Below are 21,135 nucleotides of genomic sequence, written 5' to 3'. Positions count from 1 at the left end.
GGCCGTCAACACGCGTACAGGCACCGTTTGCGTCACCGGGCAAGCCTGCCGATCAGCTATAATTCCGCTTTTTTACGAAGCCGGAACAGCGAACGATCATGGAAGCGGAACGTCTCAACGCGATCGAAAGCTCCCTGCTCGACCTGCGCAATCGCGCGGGCGAGCTTCGGGGGTATCTTTGACTACGACGCCAAAGCTGCGCGTCTGACCGAAGTCAACAAGGAACTCGAAGACCCGAACGTCTGGAACGATTCGAAGAACGCCCAGGCGCTCGGCCGCGAGAAGAAGCTGCTCGAAGGCGTCGTCACGACGCTCACCGCGCTCGATAGCGACCTGCGCGACGCGCTCGACCTGTTCGAGCTGGCACGCGAGGAAGGCGACGAGGATACGCTGCTCGCGTCGGAGGACGACGCCGCGAAGCTCGAGGCGCGCGTCGGCGACATCGAGTTCCGCCGGATGTTCTCGAACCCGGCCGATCCGAACAACTGCTTCATCGACATCCAGGCCGGCGCCGGCGGCACCGAGGCATGCGACTGGGCGTCGATGCTGCTGCGCCAGTACCTGCGCTACTGCGAACGCAAGGGCTTCAAGGCCGAAGTACTCGAAGAGTCCGACGGCGACGTCGCCGGCATCAAGAACGCGACGGTCAAGGTCTCGGGCGAATACGCGTACGGCTTCCTGCGCACCGAAACGGGCATCCACCGCCTCGTGCGCAAGTCGCCGTTCGACTCGTCGGGCGGCCGCCACACGTCGTTCTCGTCGGTGTTCGTCTATCCGGAAATCGACGACTCGATCGAAGTCGAGATCAACCCGGCCGACCTGCGCATCGACACGTACCGCGCATCGGGCGCGGGCGGCCAGCACATCAACAAGACCGACTCCGCGGTGCGGATCACGCACATGCCGACGGGAATCGTCGTGCAGTGCCAGAACGACCGCTCGCAGCACCGCAACCGCGCCGAAGCGATGGCGATGCTGAAGTCGCGCCTGTACGAAGTCGAAATGCGCAAGCGCCAGGCCGAGCAGGACAAGCTCGAATCGAGCAAGACCGATGTGGGCTGGGGCCACCAGATCCGCTCGTACGTGCTCGACCAGAGCCGCGTGAAGGACCTGCGCACGAACGTCGAAATGAGCAACACGCGGGCGGTGCTCGACGGCGATCTCGACGACTTCATCAGCGCGAGCCTCAAACAGGGCGTGTAAGCGCCGCGGCGCGGCCAGCCCGCGCCGCCCTTTCCGTTTGCGTTGCCGCACCCCACTCCGAATTCCGACCATCATGACCGAACCGACCCAAACGCAGCCCGCCGTCACGGCGGACGACAACCAGATCATCGCCGAGCGCCGCGAGAAGCTGCGCGCGTTGCGCGAGCAAGGCGTCGCCTATCCGAACGACTTCCGGCCCGAGCACCACGCAGCCGACCTGCAGGCCAAATTCGCCGATTCGGACAAGGCCGCGCTCGAAGCGAACCCGGTCGAGGTGTCGGTCGCCGGCCGCATGATGCTCAAGCGCGTGATGGGCAAGGCAAGCTTCGCGACGGTGCAGGACGGGTCGGGCCAGATCCAGTTCTTCGTGACGCCGAACGACGTCGGCGCCGACACCTACGACGCGTTCAAGAAGTGGGACCTCGGCGACATCGTCGCCGCGCGCGGCGTGCTGTTCCGCACCAACAAGGGCGAGCTGTCGGTCCAGTGCAAGGAGCTGCGCCTGCTGTCGAAGGCGCTGCGGCCGCTGCCGGACAAGTTCCACGGCCTGTCCGACCAGGAAATGCGCTACCGCCAGCGCTACGTCGACCTGATCGTCACGCCGGAAACGCGCGACACGTTCCGCGCCCGCACGAAGACGATCGCGTCGATCCGCAAGTTCATGGACAACGCCGAGTTCATGGAAGTCGAGACGCCGATGCTGCACCCGATCCCGGGCGGCGCGGCCGCGAAGCCGTTCGTCACGCATCACAATGCGCTCGACATGCAGATGTTCCTGCGCATCGCGCCGGAGCTGTACCTGAAGCGCCTGATCGTCGGCGGCTTCGAGCGCGTGTTCGAGATCAACCGCAATTTCCGGAATGAAGGCGTGTCGCCGCGACACAACCCGGAATTCACGATGATGGAGTTCTACGCCGCGTACACCGACTACCGCTGGCTGATGGACTTCACCGAGCAACTGATCCGCCAGGCGGCGATCGATGCGCTCGGCACCGCGACGATCCAGTACCAGGGCCGCGAGCTCGACCTCGCGAAGCCGTTCCATCGCCTGACGATCACGCAGGCGATCCGGAAGTACGCGCCCGACTACACCGACGGCCAGCTGTCGGACGATGCGTTCCTGCGCACCGAACTGAAGCGCTTCGGCGTCGACGTGTCGCAGCCGGCGTTCCTGAACGCAGGCATCGGCGCGCTGCAGCTCGCGCTGTTCGAGGAAACGGCCGAAGCGCAGCTGTGGGAACCGACGTTCATCATCGACTACCCGGTCGAAGTATCGCCGCTCGCACGCGCATCGGATACGGTGCCGGGCATCACCGAGCGTTTCGAGCTGTTCATGACCGGCCGCGAGATCGCGAACGGCTTCTCGGAGCTGAACGATCCGGAAGACCAGGCCGCGCGCTTCAAGAAGCAGGTCGAGCAGAAGGATGCGGGCGACGAGGAAGCGATGTTCTTCGACGCCGACTACATCCGCGCGCTCGAATACGGGATGCCTCCGACCGGCGGCTGCGGGATCGGCATCGACCGTCTCGTGATGCTGCTGACCGACAGCCCGACGATCCGCGACGTGCTGCTGTTCCCGCACCTGCGCCGCGAAGACTGACGGCCGCAAGCGCGTGTGCGCCGCGCCCCGTGGCGCGCACGCATCAGCTTTGTAACGACGCGTAAATCCCGCCAGCCGGCGTATGCCGGCCCTCGATCCTCCCCCGTTTTATTCCCTCGTCGCGACGCCCTTCTCCGGGTTTTCCCGGAAACGGCCGCCGGCGCCCCGCTGCAATTCGTTACACCTTGATACGGCGCGCCGCTTGGCCGTGGACGACACTCCGGTTGCGTCACCACGCATGACCACGGGACCAGAACGAGGCGCCGGAACGCCAAGTCTGCTCGCTCCCGAGCGTGGGATCCTGCTCCGGCGCAGCGCGCCGATCCGGATCGACCTTGGAGAAAAAAATGGACAACCAGAATCAGACCACGCCGCAAAAGCAACGCCTCCACCCGCTCATCGCCACCGCGGCCGGCGCCGTCATCGTCGCCAGCCTCGCCGCGACGGCAGCGATCACGGGCGTATTCCCGAAAGCCACCAGCAGCAACGAACAGAACGGCCAGACCCAGGCCGCGCTGATCGCGTCGCAGCCGGCCGTCGATACGGCCGCGGCCGCCAGCGCCACGCTGGCCGCGCAAGCGCAGCGGCAGGCAGCGGAACAGGCCGCCGCGCAGCAGAAGGCCGCCGTCGCGCAGGCCGAGCCGAAGCCGGCCCCGCGCCCGGCTGCGCCGCACCGCCGTCACACGACCGCCCCGCAGCCGCCGCAATACGCGCAGCAGCCGTCGGCGCCTGCGCAAGCCTACTGCCAGAGCTGCGGCACGGTCGTCGCGATCACGCAGACGCGCACGCCGGGCCAGAGCTCGGGGATCGGCGCCGTGGGCGGCGCAGCGGCGGGCGGCCTGCTCGGCAACCAGTTCGGCAACGGCAACGGCCGCACCGCGATGACGATCATCGGCGCGCTGGGCGGCGGTCTCGCCGGCAACCAGGTCGAGAAGCAGGTCCGCGCGGAAACCGACTATCAGGTGCAAGTGCAGATGGAAAGCGGCGCGACGCGCACGTTCACGTACCACAACCCGCCGCCGTTCGGCCAGGGCCAGCGCGTGCGGATCGAGAACGGCACGCTGGTCGGCGCGTAAGCAGCTGATCGCATCATTGCCGGCGTCCCCTGCGCGCGTGTCGTGCGCAGGCAGCCCGCCAAAAACGAAAACGGCTCGCGAGCAAGCGCTCACGAGCCGTTTTTCATGGGCGCGGCGTGCACCGTTGCAGCGCACGCCGTGACCGGTCGGTCAGTCCTCGTCGTCGAAATCCGATTCGTCGATCCAGTGTGCCTGGATCGCCTCGAGGATCTTCTCGCCCGAGTGCGTCGGATCGTCGTCGAAACCGTCGAGCGCGAGCACCCACTGGCGCAGGTCGACGAAGTTGATCCGCTGCGGGTCGATGTCCGGGTGCTTGTCCGCCAGCGCAATGGCTATTTCACGCGAATCGGTCCATTTCATCGCCTGCCTCCGGTTCCTGTCAGTGATTTTCCTTCGCGTGGTTGATCGAGTACTTCGGGATCTCGACCACCAGGTCCGAATCTTCCTTCACGATCGCCTGGCACGACAGGCGCGACGTCGGCTCGAGGCCCCACGCCTTGTCCAGCAGATCGTCCTCGTCCTCCTCGGACGGCGTCAGATCGTTGAAGCCTTCGCGGATCACCACGTGGCACGTCGTGCATGCGCACGACTTCTCGCATGCATGCTCGATCTCGATCCCGTGATCGAGCAGGTTGTCGCAGATACTCTTGCCGGGCGTCGCGTCGATCACTGCGCCATCCGGGCACAGTTCGACGTGAGGCAGCACCACCAGTTGAGGCATGTCCGTTCCGTCAGTCAGGGTGCGGCGCCACGCGCCGCACGGTTCATCATCGCGCGGGCCGTTGCCGGCCGATGCGCGGTTCGTGGATTCAGATCTCGTCGAGCCGGCGGCCCGACAGCGCGCGCTTGATGCTCTTGTCCATCCGGCGCGCCGCGAATTCGTCGGTACCGTCGGCCAGCGCCTTGGTCGCTGCTTCGATCGCATGCGTATCGTCGCCCTGCGCGACCGCGCGCAACGCCCCGGCCAGCGCGTCGACCTGCTCGCGCTCGCCGGCATCGAGCAGTTCGCCGTCGGCCGCCAGCGCGGCCTGCGTCGCCTCGAGCATCCGCTGCGCCTCGACCTGCGCTTCGCGCAGCGCGCGGGCGCGCATGTCGATTTCGGCGGTCTTGAAGCTGTCTTCCAGCATCTTCGCGATGTCGTCGTCGGCGAGGCCGTACGACGGCTTCACGACGACCGATGCCTCGACGCCCGAGTGCTGTTCGCGTGCGAACACCGACAGCAGCCCGTCCGCATCGACCTGGTAGGTCACGCGAATGCGCGCCGCACCCGCCGTCATCGGCGGAATGCCGCGCAGCTCGAAGCGCGCGAGCGACCGGCAGTCGGCGACGAGCTCCCGCTCGCCCTGCACGACGTGGATCGCCATCGCGGTCTGGCCGTCCTTGAAGGTCGTGAATTCCTGCGCACGCGCGATCGGAATCGTCGAGTTGCGCGGAATGATCTTCTCGACGAGGCCGCCCATCGTCTCGACACCGAGCGACAGCGGAATCACGTCGAGCAGCAGCCAGTCGTCGCCGGTGCCGCGATTGCCCGCGAGCAGATCGGCCTGGATCGCCGCGCCGAGCGCGACGACCTGGTCCGGATCGAGGTTCACGAGCGGCGGCTGGCCGAAATACTTCGCGACCGCGTCGCGGATCACCGGCATGCGCGTCGCGCCGCCGACGAGCACGACGCCCTTGATGTCGGCCGGCGTGACCTGCGCATCGCGCAGTGCCTTACGGGTCGGCGTGAGCGTGCGCTGCACGAGCGGCGCGACGAGCGATGCGAAGGTGTCGTGCGAAATCGTCTGCACGAGGTGCGCGCCACTCGACAGCGTCACGTCGAGCGCCGCCTGCGGCGCGGACGACAGCGCTTCCTTCAGCACCCGTACCCGATCGAGCAGCAGGCGCACGTCCTCGGGCGCGAGCGTCTTCGCGTCGATATCGGCCTGCGCGAGCACGTGACCGAACAGCGCGTGGTCGAAATCGTCACCGCCGAGCGCGGAATCGCCGCCCGCGGCCAGCACCTCGAACACGCCCTTCGTCAGCTTCAGGATCGACAGGTCGAACGTGCCGCCGCCGAGGTCGTACACCGCGTAAAGGCCTTCGGCCGCGTTGTCGAGACCATAGGCGATCGCCGCGGCGGTCGGTTCGTTCAGCAGGCGCAGCACGTTGAGGCCGGCGAGGCGCGCGGCGTCCTTGGTCGCCTGGCGCTGCGCATCGTCGAAGTACGCGGGCACCGTGATCACCGCGCCGACCAGATCGTCGCCAAGCGAATCTTCAGCGCGATAACGCAGCGTCGCGAGAATCTCAGCCGATACTTCGACCGGGCTCTTCACGCCGTCGATCGTACGGATCTGCACCATGCCCGGCGCATCGACGAATTCGTACGGCGCGTTCGCCGCGCCTTCGACCTCGGCCTTGCCGCGGCCCATGAAGCGCTTGACCGACACGATCGTGTTGCGCGGATCGGTCGCGGCCTGCTCCTTCGCTTCGTGGCCGATGCGGCGGCCGCCCTTCTCGAGGTAACGGACCACCGAAGGCAGCAGCACGCGGCCCGCTTCGTCCGGCAGGACTTCAGGCACGCTGTTGCGCACGGCGGCGACGAGCGAGTTCGTCGTGCCGAGATCGATCCCGACGGCGAGTCGCCGCTGGTGCGGCGCCGGCGCCATGCCCGGTTCGGAAATTTGCAGTAAAGCCATCTTGGTTCGTTCGGGCGCTCGGCCCGTTTGCTGCGCGTGCCGCAAGGCACGCGGTTAAGTTTCGAGACGCTCGATCTGCGCGCCCACTTCCGACGCGACCCGTTCGATGAACATCAGCTGACGCACGGCTTCCGCGGCGGCCTGGTCGGCACCGCTGTCGAGCAGCGTGCCGAGGCGCTCGACGCGCACGCGCTTCTCGTCGCGCAACTCGGCGAGCAACGCATCGAGCGCGTCGACGTTGCGGGCGGCCGCGGCATCCTCGATGCCCTCGCGCCACTCCATCTGCTGCATCAGGAATGCCGGCTCCATCGCCGTGTTGTTTTCGGCGCCGATATCGACGCCGCGCAGCGACAGCAGATAGGACGCGCGCTTCAGCGGATCGCGCAGCGTGCGGTATGCCTCGTTCGCGCGGGTGGCCCATTGCATCGCGATGCGCTTTTGCGCATCGCCGGCCGCCGCGAAGCGGTCCGGGTGCACCTGCGTCTGCACCGTCCGGTAGGCGGCGTCGAGCGCCGTCTCGTCGAGCGCGAATTGCGCCGGCAGGTGAAACAGGTCGAAATGGCTGTCTTTCAGCGAAACCATCGTCGCGTTCAATTCCGGTTCGTCGCGCGGCAAACGCCGCACATTAAAAAGGCGGCCCGTGCCGCCTCTTGCCCGCATCGCGCGGAGGGAGCCGCGTCACACGCGGAACGATTCCCCGCACCCGCACTCGTCCTTCACGTTCGGGTTGTTGAACTTGAACCCTTCGTTCAGGCCTTCGCGGGCGAAGTCGAGCTCGGTGCCGTCGATATAGGCGAGGCTCTTCGGATCGACGATGACCTTCACGCCGTGGCTCTCGAACACCTGATCCTCGGGAGCCAGCTCGTCGACATACTCGAGCTTGTATGCGAGCCCCGAGCACCCGGTCGTGCGAACGCCAAGCCGCAGGCCCACCCCCTTGCCGCGACGGACGAGGTATTTCTGGACGTGCTGTGCTGCTTTTTCGGTCAGTGTAATTGCCATGATGTCCTTGCCGCGGCGTGCCACCGGGGCCCGCCGCGTTCCTTCCCTAGCCGCTCTCGATGCCGCTCAGGCTGCTGCCTGATCGCTTTCCTTGGTGTCGTGGCGCTTCTTGTAGTCGGCCACGGCTGCCTTGATCGCGTCTTCCGCGAGGATCGAGCAGTGAATCTTCACCGGCGGCAGCGCGAGTTCTTCGGCGATCTGCGTGTTCTTGATCGACAGTGCCTCGTCGAGCGTCTTGCCCTTCACCCATTCGGTGACGAGCGAGCTCGATGCGATCGCCGAACCGCAACCGTAGGTCTTGAACTTCGCGTCTTCGATCACGCCGTCCGCGCCGACGCGGATCTGCAGCTTCATCACGTCGCCGCAAGCCGGCGCGCCGACCATGCCCGTGCCGACCGTGTCGTCGTCTTTCGCGAACGAACCGACGTTACGCGGGTTTTCGTAGTGATCCAGAACCTTGTTGCTGTAAGACATGACTCAGACTCCTTGACTCGTTACGCCTGCGTGCGCGAACCCGCCCGCGAAGGTATTCAATGCGATGTTCAGTGTGCGGCCCATTCGATCGTTGACAGATCGATGCCGTCCTGGTGCATTTCCCAGAGCGGCGACAGCTCGCGCAGCTTCGCGATCTTGCTGTTCAGCAGGTTGATCACGAAGTCGACTTCCTGCTCCGTCGTGAAGCGGCCGACCGTGAAGCGGATCGAGCTGTGCGCGAGTTCGTCGTTGCGACCGAGCGCACGCAGCACGTACGACGGCTCCAGCGACGCCGACGTGCACGCGGAGCCCGACGACACCGCGACGTCCTTGATCGCCATGATCAGCGACTCGCCTTCGACGAAGTTGAAGCTGATGTTCAGGTTGTGCGGGACACGGTGATCCATGTCGCCGTTCACGTAGGTTTCCTCGATCTGCGACAGGCCACGCAGCAGCTTGTCGCGCAGCATGCGGACGCGCTCGTTCTCGGTCGCCATTTCCTCGCGCGCGATGCGGAACGCTTCGCCCATGCCGACGATCTGGTGCGTCGGCAGCGTGCCCGAACGCATGCCGCGCTCGTGGCCGCCGCCGTGCATCTGCGCTTCGATGCGCACGCGCGGCTTGCGACGCACGTACAGCGCGCCGATGCCCTTCGGGCCGTAGGTCTTGTGTGCCGAGAACGACATCAGGTCGACCTTCAGCTTCGCGAGGTCGATCCCGACCTTGCCGGTCGACTGCGCGGCATCGACGTGGAACACGATGCCCTTCTCGCGGCAGATCTCGCCGATCGTCTCGATGTCCTGAATCACGCCGATCTCGTTGTTCACGTGCATCACCGACACGAGGATCGTGTCCGGGCGCAGCGCGGCCTTGAACACGTCGAGGTCGATCAGGCCGTCATCCTTCACATCGAGGTAGGTGACTTCGAAACCGTCGCGCTCGAGCTCGCGGCACGTGTCGAGCACGGCCTTGTGCTCGGTCTTCACCGTGATGATGTGCTTGCCCTTGCCCTTGTAGAAGTTCGCGGCGCCCTTGATTGCAAGGTTGTCCGACTCCGTGGCGCCGGACGTCCAGATGATCTCGCGCGGATCGGCGTTCACGAGTGCGGCCACCTGCTCACGCGCTTCCTCGACTGCACGCTCCGCGTCCCAGCCATAGGCATGGCTGCGCGACGCCGGGTTGCCGAACTGCTCGCGCAGGTACGGCACCATCTTGTCGACCACGCGCGGATCGACGGGCGTCGTCGCGCTGTAATCCATATAGATGGGCAGGTGGAGAGTCTCTTGGGTCATCTGTCGCTCCGGGTATTCTGTGCAGGGACTATGTGCGTTATGGGGTATGGCGGGCGCCTTCGCGCTCACGAACTCGCGATGTTGAACACCGAATTGGGGCCGAGCGGCATCGTGCGCACGGGCTCGGCCGGTGCGGCGACGGGCTCCGGCGCGCGACGGTCGCGCAGCACCGCAGGGGCGCCCTCGCGTGCGCGCTGCTGATCGACGAGATCCTGCAGCGACACCGAATCGAGGTATTCGACCATCTTCTGGTTCAGCGTCGACCACAGCTCGTGCGTCATGCAATGGCCGTCGGGCTGCTTCGAGCCGTCGCACGTGCCTTTGCCGCCGCACTGCGTGGCGTCGAGCGGTTCATCGACCGCGATGATGATGTCGGCAACGGTGACGTCCTGCGCGCGACGCGCGAGGTTGTAGCCGCCGCCCGGGCCGCGCACGGATTCGACGATTTCATGCCTGCGCAGCTTGCCGAACAGCTGTTCGAGATACGAGAGCGAAATCCGCTGGCGCTGGCTGATGCCTGCAAGCGTCACCGGGCCCTGCTCCTGGCGCAGTGCCAAGTCAATCATCGCCGTGACGGCGAAACGGCCTTTGGTGGTGAGTCTCATGGTGTCTAGGGGACTGCAATCTTGATGATTTTGGTCAAGTATAAATATTTGACGAATTTAGTCAAGTATCCATGCCTTTGAAAGGGTATTCGCAGACCGCTGAATATCGCGCGGTCAGCGCGCCGTACGCGCGCGGAGCGTCTCCAGCAGGCCCGCGCATGCGCGCTCGACCTGGTCGAGCACCTGCTCGAAGCCCTGCGTGCCGCCGAAATACGGATCGGCCACTTCGGTTTCGGTCGCGCCCGGCGCGAATTCCATCAGCAGGCGCACCTTGTCGCGATGCTGCGGCGGGCAACGGCGGCGCAGCTCGGCGAGATTCGCTTCGTCCATCGCGAGCAGCAGGTCGAACTGCTCGAAATCCGCCGCGCTCACCTGCCGCGCGCGCAGCGCCGACAGATCGTAGCCGCGGCTGCGCGCGGCCGCCTGCGCACGCGTATCGGGCGGCTCGCCCACGTGCCAGTCGCCGGTGCCGGCCGAATCGATCGCGATCCGGTCGGCCAGCGCGGCCGCGTCGACCTGGTGGCGCATCACGCCTTCCGCGGTGGGCGAACGGCAGATGTTGCCGAGACAGACGAAACAGATCGCAACGCGGGTCATCGCACTATCGAAAAGCCGCGGCGGGCCGCGTGGGAGAAGAACGCGCCATTATACAAAGGCGACCGAAATCGCGCCGCCACGCAAAGCGACGGCGCCATGCGTTACAGCGCCTTCGGCACCGCGAGCACGATGTCGCCGGACGCCGCCGGCAGCGGCTGCGCCGCGTCGCCGACCAGCCCGAACGACACCGCGCGCGCCAGTTCGGCGGACGCCTGGTGAACCGCGAGCGGGCCGCGCGACGGCGCACCGGCCATCGCATGCAGATAGGCAACCGCTGCCAGCGGAACCACGATTGCCAGCGGCCAGTACATCGATATTGTCTTTTTCATGATGCGGACCTCCTTGACCTTCGTACCCCGAAACCCAATTCCGGGGACTACAGACGAGATTCTATAGACCGCATCTATCGAGATAAATATACAAATAGCGAACGCACTGTTGCCGCCCGCTGAACAGTGTCAGCCGAGGTGACTTTGCGACGCCGCGTACAACTCGCGGAACGTGCGTCCGGTCGGCGTCGGCATGTCGCGCGTATCCATCCAGCCGCCCATCATCGGCAAGCGCCGCAGCGTGCCGCCGTTACCGCCCAGCCGCTCGAGGATGCGCACCGCGAGCTTGGTCGTCAGCGCATACAGCATCGGCCGCCGTGCGAAGAAGCCCCACGCGGCGAGCGCCGCACGCTCGCGCCACGGCCGCAGATGGCGCTCGACCTGCTTCTCGCGCAGCGTGCGCAACAGGTGCGACAACGGAATCCCGACCGGGCATACGCTGTCGCATTCGCCGCACAGCGTCGCGGCCTGCGGCAGGTCGAGCGCGCGGTCGAGCCCGACGTAGCTCGGCGTCAGCACCGATCCCATCGGCCCCGGATAGACCCAGCCGTACGCATGACCGCCGACCTTCTGGTACACCGGACAATGGTTCATGCACGCGCCGCAGCGGATGCAGCGCAGCATCTCCTGGAATTCGCCGCCGATCAGGCCGGTGCGGCCGCCGTCGACGAGCACCACGTAGTTGTGCTCGGGGCCGTCCTCGTCGCCCGGCCCGCGCGGCCCGGTCAGCAGCGAGAAATAGTTCGACGTCTTCTGCCCCGTCGCAGAACGCGGCAGCAGGCGCATCGCGGTCGCGAGATCCTCCAGCGTCGGCAGCACCTTCTCGATGCCCGTCACCGCGACATGCACGCGCGGCATCACCGTGCACATGCCCTCGTTCCCTTCGTTCGTCACGATCGCGACCGAGCCCGTCTCGGCAATCACGAAGTTGCCGCCCGTCACGCCCATGTCGGCCGACATGAAATGCGGGCGCAGCACCTCGCGCGCCTCGCGCGTCATGTCCGGGATCTCGGTGAGCCGCTCGCGCTGGTGCGTGCGCGCGAACAGGTCGGCGATCTCGTCCTTGTCCTTGTGCACGACGGGCGCAATGATGTGGCTGGGCGGCTCGTTGTCGTTGATCTGCAGGATGTATTCGCCGAGGTCCGTCTCGATCGACTGCACGCCCATCTCGGCGAGCACCGCGTTCAGGCGCATTTCCTCGGACACCATCGACTTGGTCTTGATGACCTTCTTCACGTCGTGCCGGCGTGCGATGTCGGCCACGAGCCGCGCGGCGTCCTCGGTCGTCTCGGCGAACAGCACCGTCGTGCCGCGCCGCGTCGCCTCGCGCTCGAACGCCTCGAGCCACACGTCGAGATTCTCCAGCGCGCGGTTGCGGCGCGCCTTCAGCGCGGCGCGCGTGGCCGGGAAATCGATCGCGGTCATCGCATCGGCGCGCGCAGACACGAACTTCGTCGACAGCTTCTTCAGGTTCTGCTGCAGGCGCTGGTCGGCCAGTTTCTGGCCGGCGCGCGCCTTGAAATGCATCGATTGGACTTGCATCGCGGTATCGGGGGGGAAAGTGAGCGGAACCGGGCGTCAGACGTCGCCCGCCAGCACCTGCGCGACGTGCAGCACGCGGGTGTCGCGGTCGCCGGTGCGGCGCAACCGCCCTTCGATGTTCAGCATGCAGCCGAGATCGCCGAGCACGACGGCGCCCGCGCCCGACGCGCGCACGTTCGCGCATTTCTCGTCCGCGATGGCCGCCGAGATGTCGCCGTACTTGATAGCGAACGTGCCGCCGAAGCCGCAGCAATGCTCGCAGTCCTTCATCTCGGTGACGGCCACGCCGCGCTGCGCGAGCAGCGCGCGCGGCTGCGCCTTCACACCGAGCTCGCGCAGGCCCGAGCACGCGTCGTGATAGGTGACCGGGCCGGCGAATTCACCCGGCGCGAGCGACACCTTCGCGACGTTCGCGAGGAAATCGGTCAGTTCGTAGACTTTCTGCTGGAACCGCGTGTAGCGCCCCATCAGCTCGGGATCGTCGCGGAACAGGTCGCCGTAGTGCGCGCGAATCATCCCGCCGCACGAACCCGACGGCGCGACGACGTAATCGAACGGCTCGAACTCGCGCAGCGTCTTTTCCGCGAGGTCGCGCGCGAGCGCGCGGTCGCCCGAGTTGTAGGCCGGCTGGCCGCAGCAGGTCTGCGCGGGCGGCACGATCACCTCGTAGCCGGCGTCGCGAATCAGCTTGAGCGCCGAAAAGCCGATTTCGGGGCGCATCAGGTCGACCAGGCAGGTCACGAACAAACCGACTCGCATACGTGCTCCTTCGAGAAAACGGCTCTCATTATCCGACGTTTGGCCGGCAAGACCAACGCCGGCCCGCGCGCAAGCCCGCAGCGCACGAAACGAGGACTTCCTCGAACGGCGTTCGCTTTTTTCACGATACGAGATACAATCGACCAACACCGCCTGACGCGTCAACCGATTCCTCCCCCGACATGAGCCAACCCACTCCGGATTCAAAAACGTCGATCCAGGTGATCGAACGCATGATGCGGTTGCTGGACGCGCTCGCCGCGCACAGTGACCCCGTCAGCCTGAAGGAACTTGCGCAGCGCACGGAGCTGCACCCGTCGACCGCGCACCGCATCCTCAACGACATGGTGACCTGCCGCCTCGTCGACCGCTCCGATCCCGGCACCTACCGCCTCGGCATGCGGCTGCTCGAGCTCGGCAATCTCGTGAAGGCGCGCCTGTCGGTGCGCGACGCGGCGCTGATGCCGATGCGCGAACTGCACCGCCTCACCGGACAGACCGTGAACCTGTCGGTGCGCCAGGGCGACGAGATCGTCTACATCGAGCGCGCGTACTCGGAGCGCTCGGGGATGCAGGTCGTCCGCGCGATCGGCGGCCGCGCGCCGCTGCACCTCACGTCGGTCGGCAAGCTGTTCCTCGCGGCCGACGAAACGTCGCGCGTGCGTGCCTATGCGACGCGCACGGGGCTGTCCGGCCATACGCAGAACAGCATCACCGATATCGCGAAGCTCGAGCGCGAGCTGACGATCGTCCGCCAGCAATCGTGCGCGCGCGACAACGAGGAGCTCGAACTCGGCGTGCGCTGTATCGCGGCCGGCATCTACGACGATTCGGGCAAGCTCGTCGCGGGCCTGTCGCTGTCGGCACCGGCCGACCGTCTGCAGGACGCGTGGCTCGGCCAGTTGAGCCGGACGGCGCTCACCATCTCGGAATCGCTCGGCTACCGGCCGGCGCCCGCGAAGGACGTGGACGGGCTGCAGCGGCAGGCGTAAGCCGCGCCATCGGCCCGGCTCCGACTCCGGTTTCGCCGGACAAAAAAAGCCCTGCGATTGCGGGGCTTTTTCGTTGCGGCGACCGGTACGGCGGCGAACCGCCGCACCCGATCAGGTGCCGCCGTTCGGCGTGTTGGCCGCCGTCAGGCGTTCGCCGCCGCCGGCATCGAGCCAGTTGCGCAGGCGCGAGGCGTCGGCGAAGCGCGAGTACTTGCCGAACGAATCGAGCAGCACCATCACCATCGGCCGGCCGTGGATCGTCGCCTGCATCACGAGGCATTCGCCCGCTTCGTTGATGAAGCCCGTCTTCTGCAGCCCGATGTCCCACGAGCCGTTGCCGCGGATCAGCGCGTTGGTGCTGTTGTAGACCAGGTTGCGCTTGCCCGTGTACACCTCGTAGGTGCGATCGGTCGAGAACTGGCGGATCATCGGGTACTGGTACGCCGCATTGACCATCTTCACGAGGTCGCGCGCGCTCGACACGTTCGAGCTCGACAGGCCGGTCGAATTCTCGAAATGCGTATCGGTCATGCCGAGCGACTTCGCCTTCGCGTTCATCGCCGCGATGAACGCCGGACGGCCGCCCGGGTAGTAACGCGACAGCGCGGCGGCCGCGCGGTTTTCCGACGCCATCAGCGCGATGTGCAGCATGTCTTCGCGCGACAGCACCGAGCCGACCGACAGGCGCGAGCCCGTGCCCTTCTCGTAGTCGCGGTCTTCGTCGGTGACTTCGAGCGAGTCGGTCATCGGCGACTTCGAGTCGAGCACGACCATGGCCGTCATCAGCTTCGAGATCGACGCGATCGGCACGACCGCGTGCGAATTCTTGTCGAACAGCGGCTCGCCGGAATTCTGGTCGACGACGTACGCGACGCTGGAGCGCAGCGCGAGCGCGTCGGGCGTGTCGTGCAGGCCGAACGCCTGGCCGACCGTCGGCCGGCGCGGCTGGAACGCGACCTTGCGCACCGCGCCGCGATGGCCGCCATGCACGTTGTTCGCCGCGAGCGTCACGCGCTTTCGCGACGCTTTCGCGCGCGGCGCATCGGCCGCGGCGACCTTCGCGGATTTGTCGGAGCTCGCCTGGGCCGACTTCTTCTTCGCTGACGAAGCAGGAGCGACGGCCTTTTTCTTGGCGGCTTGGGTCTTCGCAGTGGCGGCGAAGGCGTCAGCAGGCGTGACGGACGCGGTGGTCGCCAGCAACGCGACTGCGACCGACACAGCGGTGCCGAGCGTCATGCTCTGCAACAGTCTGCGCGGTGAAAACGATTCGGCTTTCATTGGGGTCTGGACAAAGCGGGCGGGAGGTTTCCGCAAGTGTAGTTAAAGCTTAAAAAAAGAGCAATATTAGGCACTTACCGATCGTCTTTAAACCGGAATGTAAGAGTCGGCCAACCTCCGGCCAATCGACCCTTCCGATCCCATCGAAAAAATCCATGGGATGCACTGCCCGACAGCGCCCGTCTCCCGATTACCACACGGTTAATTGAGATAACGTCACTTCGGAGGCGATTTAAAGCGGGGAAACTACGTATCCGGTGCTCGGCGTGCCAAAGGCGCCGGTCTCGACCGTGGCGGCGGCACGTCGCCACGGCACGCGCATCGAAACGGCGCGTTTTTCGACAGGAGCAGAAGGATAACGTTCCATGGGCCTGTCAGGTTTACCTGTGCGTGATCATGGTGCGGCGCGCTTGCCCCGTCGCCGTGCGCACCATGTGGGAACGCGGCTGAAACCGATTCCGGACGGCCGCGATAACTCGTTGTTTTATCGATAATTTGTCGCGATTGTGCAACGCACAAAAAGTACTTGACATCCGTTTTCTGTGCCCTAAAATAGGCCTCATTGCTGCGTTGCACAAAGCACGTATCGCCGAAGTTCCCCAGTGTAGTGCCCTTTATCCTGCGATCGACGCGATCGCTTTTCAGGAGCTTGACATGTCCTTGCTGACCCCCGAGCAAATCGCCGCCGCCCAAAAAGCCAACCTCGAAAGCCTGTTCGGTCTGACGACCAAGGCGTTCGAAGGCGTCGAAAAGCTGATCGAACTCAACCTGCAGGTCGTGAAGTCGACGCTGACCGAGAGCCAGGAAAATGCCCAGCGTCTGCTGTCGGTGAAGGACGCGCAGGAACTGATCGCGCTGCAGGCGAGCCTGTCGCAGCCGGTCGCGGAAAAGGTGCTGTCGTACGGCCGTCACCTGTACGAAATCGCATCGTCGACGCAAGCCGAGTTCGCGAAGGTTGCCGAAGCGCAATTCGAAGAGCAGAACAAGAAGGTCCAGGCACTCGTCGACAACGTCGCGAAGAACGCCCCGGCCGGTTCGGAAACGGCTGTCGCCGCACTGAAGTCGGCACTGAACGCTGCAAACACCACGTACGAAACGGTTCAGAAGGCCACGAAGCAAGCCGTCGAAATCGCTGAAACGAACTTCAACGCCGCTGCTGCCGTCGCCACGAAGGCTGCAACCGCCGCTGCCGCACGTCGTTCGAGCAAGCCGGCCGCGTAAGCGTCCCCTGCTCCTGAAAGAGCCGCGCCCAGCGCGGCTTTTTCGTTTCTGGCGCCGGACCGTGCAATCTGGTGGCACCCCTTCCGGGAAATTGCCATCGTCGGTTGCGCGACCACACGGGGCCGTCACGAAGAAGAACGTTGCGCCCGCATTTCATTCATGTACGGAACGCTCAGATACATCACCTTCGCAGCAGTCATTTCCGTCGCGGCAGCGCTGGCTGACCGTGCCACGGCCGCCCCGGCCACCGCGCCGCCTCAACGGACGCAAACACCGCCGTCGACGGAAATGTACGCACTCCAGTTGCCCTTCGCCAACGTCGTGGATGCGGCCCGGTCATTGCTGGCGAAGAACGGGACGGTCGACATTGCCGACGAACATGTGATCGCTGGAGAGGACGAGATCAGCCACTACCGATATGTAATCGCGGTCATGCCGGCGAAATCGAATCCGGACAAAACCTACCTGACGATCGATATCTCGACGGGCGAGCAGCCCCCGCCCCACGGCGCTGCCGCACCGCGCGACGAATCGCGGTCGTTCATCAAACGACTCGGCGAAAAACTCGGCACCGTTGCACAATTTATCAGGGCCGCGAATTAGTCCCGTCGGTTCTGCGTGTGTCCGGTACCGCGCTTCGGCATAGGCAGCCACACCTGGCCGCGCTGCCAGGTGCCGAAAAAAACGCCGCCTCCCGGGAGGTCCCGAGCGGCGGCGCTTTTTCTGGCCGACCCTTTGGCCGGCCGTGCCGGTCGCGTTACTTCTTGCGCTGCGGCGGCAAGTCCGTACAGACGCCTTCGTACAGCTCGGCGGCCATGCCGACCGATTCGCCGAGCGTCGGGTGCGGATGGATCGTCTTGCCGATGTCTTCCGCGTCCGCGCCCATCTCGACGGCGAGGCACACTTCGCTGATCAGGTCGCCTGCGTTCAGGCCGACGATCGCCCCGCCGATCACGCGATGGGTTTCCTCGTCGAAGAGCAGCTTCGTGAAGCCTTCGTCGCGGCCGTTCGCGATCGCGCGGCCCGAAGCGGCCCACGGGAACACCGCCTTGCCGTACTTGATGCCTTCGGCCTTGCACTGGTCTTCGGTCTTGCCGGCCCACGCCACTTCCGGATCGGTGTAGGCCACCGACGGGATCTGCAGTGCGTCGAAGTACGCCTTCTCGCCATGCGCGGCTTCCGCGGCGACGTGGCCTTCATGCACGGCCTTGTGCGCGAGCATCGGCTGGCCGACGACGTCGCCGATCGCGAAGATGTGCGGCACGTTCGTGCGCATCTGCTTGTCGACGTCGATGAAGCCGCGATCCGTGACCGCGACGCCGGCCTTGTCGGCACCGATATTCTTGCCGTTCGGGCTGCGGCCCACCGCGACGAGCACGAGGTCGTAGCGCTGCGCTTCCGCCGGCGCCTTCTCGCCCTCGAACTTCACGTAGATGCCGTCTTCCTTCGCTTCCGCGCCGACCGTCTTGGTCTTCAGCATCACGTTGCCGAAGCGCTTCGCGTTGTACTTTTCCCAGACCTTCACGAGATCGCGATCGGCGCCCATCATCAGGCCGTCCATCATTTCGACGACGTCGATCTCGGCGCCGAGCGTCGAGTACACCGTCGCCATTTCGAGGCCGATGATGCCGCCGCCGATCACGAGCATGCGCTTGGGCAACTGGCGCAGTTCGAGTGCGCCCGTCGAGTCGACGACGCGCGGGTCTTCCGGCATGAACGGCAGCTTCACGGCTTGCGAGCCCGCGGCGATGATCGCCTGCTTGAACTTGACGACCTTCTTGCCGTTTTCGCCCTGCACTTCCATGTGGAACGGATCGACGAACGCGCCGACGCCGGTGACCACTTCGACCTTGCGTGCCTTCGCCATGCCGGCGAGGCCCGTCGTCAGCTTCTTGACGACGCCGCCCTTGAAGTCGCGCAGCTTGTCGAGATCGACCTCCGGCTTGCCGAACGTGATGCCGTGCGACGCGAGCGCCGCGGCTTCCTCGACGACGAGCGACGTATGCAGCAGCGCCTTCGACGGGATGCAGCCGACGTTCAAACATACGCCGCCGAGCGTCGAGTAGCGTTCGACGAGCACCGTCTTCATGCCGAGATCGGCGGCGCGGAACGCGGCCGAGTAGCCGCCGGGGCCGGCGCCGAGCACGAGCATGTCGCACTCGACGTCGGCGGCGCCGCTATAGCTGCCGGCTTGCGGCGCGGGCGCCGGAGCGGCTGCGGCCGGAGCCGGTGCGGCCGCTGCGGGCTTGGCCGGTTCCGGTGCTTTCGCGGGAGCGGGTGCGGCTGCGCCTGCCGAGGCTTCGACGATGGCGATGACGGTGCCTTGCGAGACTTTCTCGCCGGCTTTGACCTTGACTTCCTTGACGGTGCCGGCGACGTCGCTGGGCACTTCCATGGAGGCTTTATCGGATTCGAGCGTGATGAGCGTTTGCTCTTGTTCGATCACGTCGCCGGGTTTGACGTTGACTTCGATGACATCGACGCCGCTGAAATCGCCGATATCCGGAACCTTGACTTCGATGAGACTCATGACTGTCCCCTTCTTGATTAGCTGCAGAGAGAGAGGGAGGGACTGGCGTAAAGACGGAACCTGACGACATGCGGCCTGACAAGAGAACGCGACGTTGGGCAGGACCACCTTTGCCGTCCGCCCAAGGACGCGCCTTTCTTTTGGTTACTTTTCTTTGGAAGACAAAGAAAAGTGACCGCCGCCCCGCGCAGGGGCGACGCTAATAGACCGTTAGCACAACAGGTTCAACGACGGGACATGGCGAACCGACAAAAAACCCACGCCCCCGCGAGCCCCTCAGCTCATCAAAGAATGATGCGACGGAAATCCCCGAGCAACGCTCCGAGATACGCATTGAACCGCGCGGCCTCGGCGCCATCGATCACACGATGGTCATAAGACAGCGACAGCGGCAGCATGAGCCGCGGCACGAACTGCTTGCCGTCCCACACCGGCTTCATCTGGCCGCGCGACAACCCGAGGATCGCCACTTCCGGCGCGTTGATGATCGGCGTGAAGTTGGTCCCGCCGATCCCGCCGAGCGACGAGATCGAGAAGCAGCCGCCCTGCATCTGGTCCGGCTTCAGCTTGCCCTCGCGCGCGGCCTTCGACAGGTCGCTCATTTCCTTCGCGATGTCGACGAGGCCCTTCTTGTCCGCATCGCGGATCACCGGCACGACGAGGCCGTTCGGCGTATCGGCCGCGAAACCGACGTGGAAGTACTGCTTGAACACGAGGTTGTCGCCGTCGAGGCTCGCGTTGAAGGTCGGGAATTTCTTCAGCGCGGCGACGACCGCCTTGATCACGAACGCGAGCATCGTGAACTTCACGCCCGCCTTTTCGTGTTCCTTGTTCAGCTGGACGCGCAGCGCTTCGAGCTCGGTGATGTCCGCTTCGTCGTTGTTCGTGACGTGCGGGATCATCACCCAGTTGCGATGCAGGTTCGCGCCCGAGATCTTCTTGATGCGCGACAGCGGCTTCGCCTCGAACGGGCCGAACTTCGAGAAGTCGACCTTCGGCCAGGGCAACAGGTTCAGCTCGCCGCCGCCTGCCGGCGCGGCTGCCGCGGCCGGTGCCGCGCGCTGGCCCGTCATCACGCCCTTCACGAAGCCCGTGACGTCTTCCTTCGTAATGCGGCCCTTCGGACCCGAGCCCTGCACGCGTGCGACTTCGACGCCGAGTTCGCGCGCGAACTTGCGGACCGACGGCGATGCGTGGCTGGCGCGGTATTCGCCCGACGGCGCGGCGGCCGGTGCGGCGGCAGCCGGGGCCGGCGCAGCCTTCGCGGGTGCCGGTGCAGCGGCGGGCGCCGGCGCGGCAGCGGCCGGAGCCGGTGCGCTGGCCTGCGGTGCGGCGGCAGCCGGTGCGCCGGCGGCTTCGAGCAGCACGATCAGCGTGCCTTCCGACACCGAATCGCCCACCTTGACCTTGATGTCCTTCACGACGCCGGCGGCCGGGCTCGGCACGTCCATCGTCGCCTTGTCCGACTCGAGCGTGACGAGCGACTGTTCCTTCTCGACCGTGTCGCCGACCTTCACGCCGATCTCGATCACCGGGACGTCCTTGTAGTCGCCGATGTCGGGCACCTTCACTTCGAGCGTGCCGCCGGACGCTGCCGGTGCGGCAGCGGGCGCTGCGGCGGCCGGTGCCGGCGCTGCTGCCGGAGCCGGAGCCGCGGCCGGCGCAGCCGCGCCGTTCGCCTGGGCGGCTGCGCCGCCCTCGAGCAGGACGATCAGCGAACCTTCCGACACGGAATCGCCGACCTTGACCTTGATTTCCTTCACGACGCCGCCCACCGGGCTCGGCACGTCCATCGTCGCCTTGTCCGACTCGAGCGTGACGAGCGACTGCTCGGGCTCGACCGTATCGCCGACCTTCACGCCGATCTCGATGACCGGCACGTCCTTGTAATCGCCGATATCCGGCACCTTCACTTCGATCGCTTGACTCATCTGTTTCTGTCTCCATGGCCGCGCGC

At 65.8% G+C, this 21,135-nt stretch carries 21 protein-coding genes; 6 read left to right on the top strand and 15 right to left on the bottom strand.

Annotation, left to right across the window (positions count from 1 at the left end; all coding sequences use genetic code 11):
• Nucleotides 1-98: 98 nt before the first annotated feature.
• The 3 genes from prfB to HWX03_RS08155 all read left to right on the top strand — a co-directional run bounded on the left by prfB (nt 99) and on the right by HWX03_RS08155 (nt 3,879).
• Nucleotides 99-1,203, top strand: a protein-coding gene (gene prfB, locus HWX03_RS08165) for a peptide chain release factor 2 (RefSeq protein WP_174431786.1) whose coding sequence is annotated in 2 segments (ribosomal slippage) — nt 99-179 and nt 181-1,203 — 1,104 coding nt in all. Because the reading frame shifts where the segments join, the coding sequence is not laid out codon by codon here.
• 73 nt (nt 1,204-1,276) lie between these two features.
• Entirely contained in the window at nt 1,277-2,803 is a 1,527-nt protein-coding gene (gene lysS, locus HWX03_RS08160; RefSeq protein ID WP_174389657.1) for a lysine--tRNA ligase, read from the top strand.
• 347 nt (nt 2,804-3,150) lie between these two features.
• Nucleotides 3,151-3,879 carry a glycine zipper 2TM domain-containing protein gene (locus tag HWX03_RS08155; protein WP_175870935.1) on the top strand — a complete coding sequence of 243 codons (729 nt, stop codon included), beginning with the start codon at nt 3,151-3,153 and terminating at the stop codon, nt 3,877-3,879.
• Between the two features lie 150 nt (nt 3,880-4,029).
• Here HWX03_RS08155 and iscX read toward each other — a convergent pair whose 3' ends face one another.
• The 12 genes from iscX to HWX03_RS08095 form a co-directional block, all read right to left on the bottom strand.
• The gene (gene iscX, locus HWX03_RS08150; protein WP_175870934.1) at nt 4,030-4,239 is read right to left on the bottom strand and encodes a Fe-S cluster assembly protein IscX; all 210 of its coding nucleotides are present in this window, start codon (nt 4,237-4,239) and stop codon (nt 4,030-4,032) included.
• A 19-nt stretch (nt 4,240-4,258) separates the two neighbouring features.
• Nucleotides 4,259-4,600, bottom strand: a complete 342-nt coding sequence (gene fdx / locus HWX03_RS08145; RefSeq protein WP_006478392.1) for an ISC system 2Fe-2S type ferredoxin — start codon at nt 4,598-4,600, stop codon at nt 4,259-4,261.
• 88 nt (nt 4,601-4,688) lie between these two features.
• Nucleotides 4,689-6,557, bottom strand: coding sequence for a Fe-S protein assembly chaperone HscA (hscA, locus tag HWX03_RS08140; protein ID WP_175870933.1), 1,869 nt, complete (start codon nt 6,555-6,557; stop codon nt 4,689-4,691).
• A 54-nt stretch (nt 6,558-6,611) separates the two neighbouring features.
• Nucleotides 6,612-7,139 (bottom strand): Fe-S protein assembly co-chaperone HscB, encoded by a 528-nt coding sequence (hscB, locus tag HWX03_RS08135; RefSeq protein ID WP_006491598.1) that lies wholly within the window; start codon nt 7,137-7,139, stop codon nt 6,612-6,614.
• Nucleotides 7,140-7,235: 96 nt separating this feature from the next.
• Nucleotides 7,236-7,559 carry an iron-sulfur cluster assembly protein IscA gene (gene iscA / locus HWX03_RS08130; protein WP_014896627.1) on the bottom strand — a complete coding sequence of 108 codons (324 nt, stop codon included), beginning with the start codon at nt 7,557-7,559 and terminating at the stop codon, nt 7,236-7,238.
• A gap of 66 nt (nt 7,560-7,625) precedes the next feature.
• Complete coding sequence (iscU, locus tag HWX03_RS08125) at nt 7,626-8,033, bottom strand: Fe-S cluster assembly scaffold IscU (protein WP_006478389.1); 408 nt, start codon at nt 8,031-8,033, stop codon at nt 7,626-7,628.
• A gap of 68 nt (nt 8,034-8,101) precedes the next feature.
• Nucleotides 8,102-9,325, bottom strand: coding sequence for an IscS subfamily cysteine desulfurase (locus HWX03_RS08120; RefSeq protein ID WP_175870932.1), 1,224 nt, complete (start codon nt 9,323-9,325; stop codon nt 8,102-8,104).
• Nucleotides 9,326-9,390: 65 nt separating this feature from the next.
• Nucleotides 9,391-9,930 carry a Fe-S cluster assembly transcriptional regulator IscR gene (gene iscR, locus HWX03_RS08115; RefSeq protein ID WP_006401955.1) on the bottom strand — a complete coding sequence of 180 codons (540 nt, stop codon included), beginning with the start codon at nt 9,928-9,930 and terminating at the stop codon, nt 9,391-9,393.
• A gap of 114 nt (nt 9,931-10,044) precedes the next feature.
• Nucleotides 10,045-10,527, bottom strand: a complete 483-nt coding sequence (locus HWX03_RS08110; protein WP_175870931.1) for a low molecular weight protein-tyrosine-phosphatase — start codon at nt 10,525-10,527, stop codon at nt 10,045-10,047.
• A 101-nt stretch (nt 10,528-10,628) separates the two neighbouring features.
• The gene (locus HWX03_RS08105; protein WP_175819524.1) at nt 10,629-10,856 is read right to left on the bottom strand and encodes a hypothetical protein; all 228 of its coding nucleotides are present in this window, start codon (nt 10,854-10,856) and stop codon (nt 10,629-10,631) included.
• A 129-nt stretch (nt 10,857-10,985) separates the two neighbouring features.
• On the bottom strand, nt 10,986-12,398 hold the full coding sequence (locus tag HWX03_RS08100; RefSeq protein WP_175870930.1) for a lactate utilization protein B: 1,413 nt from the start codon (nt 12,396-12,398) through the stop codon (nt 10,986-10,988).
• 36 nt (nt 12,399-12,434) lie between these two features.
• Nucleotides 12,435-13,157 carry a (Fe-S)-binding protein gene (locus HWX03_RS08095; protein ID WP_174431780.1) on the bottom strand — a complete coding sequence of 241 codons (723 nt, stop codon included), beginning with the start codon at nt 13,155-13,157 and terminating at the stop codon, nt 12,435-12,437.
• Between the two features lie 182 nt (nt 13,158-13,339).
• Here HWX03_RS08095 and HWX03_RS08090 point away from each other — a divergent pair, with 182 nt between their 5' ends.
• Nucleotides 13,340-14,149 (top strand): IclR family transcriptional regulator, encoded by an 810-nt coding sequence (locus tag HWX03_RS08090; RefSeq protein WP_050013008.1) that lies wholly within the window; start codon nt 13,340-13,342, stop codon nt 14,147-14,149.
• A 111-nt stretch (nt 14,150-14,260) separates the two neighbouring features.
• Here the strand turns inward: HWX03_RS08090 and pbpG are convergent, their stop codons facing one another.
• Complete coding sequence (gene pbpG / locus HWX03_RS08085; protein ID WP_175870929.1) at nt 14,261-15,427, bottom strand: D-alanyl-D-alanine endopeptidase; 1,167 nt, start codon at nt 15,425-15,427, stop codon at nt 14,261-14,263.
• Between the two features lie 654 nt (nt 15,428-16,081).
• Between pbpG and HWX03_RS08080 the strand changes: the two genes are divergently transcribed.
• Together HWX03_RS08080 and HWX03_RS08075 are read left to right on the top strand one after the other, a co-directional pair.
• Nucleotides 16,082-16,648 carry a phasin family protein gene (locus HWX03_RS08080; RefSeq protein ID WP_006478382.1) on the top strand — a complete coding sequence of 189 codons (567 nt, stop codon included), beginning with the start codon at nt 16,082-16,084 and terminating at the stop codon, nt 16,646-16,648.
• 159 nt (nt 16,649-16,807) lie between these two features.
• A complete protein-coding gene (locus tag HWX03_RS08075; RefSeq protein ID WP_244132604.1) occupies nt 16,808-17,251 on the top strand; it encodes a hypothetical protein in 444 nt (147 codons plus the stop codon).
• Between the two features lie 154 nt (nt 17,252-17,405).
• Here the strand turns inward: HWX03_RS08075 and lpdA are convergent, their stop codons facing one another.
• Nucleotides 17,406-19,178 carry a dihydrolipoyl dehydrogenase gene (lpdA, locus tag HWX03_RS08070; RefSeq protein WP_175870928.1) on the bottom strand — a complete coding sequence of 591 codons (1,773 nt, stop codon included), beginning with the start codon at nt 19,176-19,178 and terminating at the stop codon, nt 17,406-17,408.
• A 284-nt stretch (nt 19,179-19,462) separates the two neighbouring features.
• A complete protein-coding gene (aceF, locus tag HWX03_RS08065; RefSeq protein WP_175870927.1) occupies nt 19,463-21,109 on the bottom strand; it encodes a dihydrolipoyllysine-residue acetyltransferase in 1,647 nt (548 codons plus the stop codon).
• Nucleotides 21,110-21,135 lie beyond the last annotated feature (26 nt).

The organism is Burkholderia sp. BCC0397 (assembly GCF_902832865.1).
GTDB lineage: Bacteria > Pseudomonadota > Gammaproteobacteria > Burkholderiales > Burkholderiaceae > Burkholderia.
Note: the sequence above shows the minus strand (reverse complement) of the source record. Positions and strands in the feature narration are given on the sequence as shown.

Coding starts and splice junctions, on each gene's coding strand:
- lysS (WP_174389657.1), top strand. CDS start 1,277: ATGACCGAACCGACCCAAACGCAGCCCGCCGTCACGGCGGACGACAAC.
- HWX03_RS08155 (WP_175870935.1), top strand. CDS start 3,151: ATGGACAACCAGAATCAGACCACGCCGCAAAAGCAACGCCTCCACCCG.
- iscX (WP_175870934.1), bottom strand. CDS start 4,239: ATGAAATGGACCGATTCGCGTGAAATAGCCATTGCGCTGGCGGACAAG.
- fdx (WP_006478392.1), bottom strand. CDS start 4,600: ATGCCTCAACTGGTGGTGCTGCCTCACGTCGAACTGTGCCCGGATGGC.
- hscA (WP_175870933.1), bottom strand. CDS start 6,557: ATGGCTTTACTGCAAATTTCCGAACCGGGCATGGCGCCGGCGCCGCAC.
- hscB (WP_006491598.1), bottom strand. CDS start 7,139: ATGGTTTCGCTGAAAGACAGCCATTTCGACCTGTTTCACCTGCCGGCG.
- iscA (WP_014896627.1), bottom strand. CDS start 7,559: ATGGCAATTACACTGACCGAAAAAGCAGCACAGCACGTCCAGAAATAC.
- iscU (WP_006478389.1), bottom strand. CDS start 8,033: ATGTCTTACAGCAACAAGGTTCTGGATCACTACGAAAACCCGCGTAAC.
- HWX03_RS08120 (WP_175870932.1), bottom strand. CDS start 9,325: ATGACCCAAGAGACTCTCCACCTGCCCATCTATATGGATTACAGCGCG.
- iscR (WP_006401955.1), bottom strand. CDS start 9,930: ATGAGACTCACCACCAAAGGCCGTTTCGCCGTCACGGCGATGATTGAC.
- HWX03_RS08110 (WP_175870931.1), bottom strand. CDS start 10,527: ATGACCCGCGTTGCGATCTGTTTCGTCTGTCTCGGCAACATCTGCCGT.
- HWX03_RS08105 (WP_175819524.1), bottom strand. CDS start 10,856: ATGAAAAAGACAATATCGATGTACTGGCCGCTGGCAATCGTGGTTCCG.
- HWX03_RS08100 (WP_175870930.1), bottom strand. CDS start 12,398: ATGCAAGTCCAATCGATGCATTTCAAGGCGCGCGCCGGCCAGAAACTG.
- HWX03_RS08095 (WP_174431780.1), bottom strand. CDS start 13,157: ATGCGAGTCGGTTTGTTCGTGACCTGCCTGGTCGACCTGATGCGCCCC.
- HWX03_RS08090 (WP_050013008.1), top strand. CDS start 13,340: ATGAGCCAACCCACTCCGGATTCAAAAACGTCGATCCAGGTGATCGAA.
- pbpG (WP_175870929.1), bottom strand. CDS start 15,427: ATGAAAGCCGAATCGTTTTCACCGCGCAGACTGTTGCAGAGCATGACG.
- HWX03_RS08080 (WP_006478382.1), top strand. CDS start 16,082: ATGTCCTTGCTGACCCCCGAGCAAATCGCCGCCGCCCAAAAAGCCAAC.
- HWX03_RS08075 (WP_244132604.1), top strand. CDS start 16,808: ATGTACGGAACGCTCAGATACATCACCTTCGCAGCAGTCATTTCCGTC.
- lpdA (WP_175870928.1), bottom strand. CDS start 19,178: ATGAGTCTCATCGAAGTCAAGGTTCCGGATATCGGCGATTTCAGCGGC.
- aceF (WP_175870927.1), bottom strand. CDS start 21,109: ATGAGTCAAGCGATCGAAGTGAAGGTGCCGGATATCGGCGATTACAAG.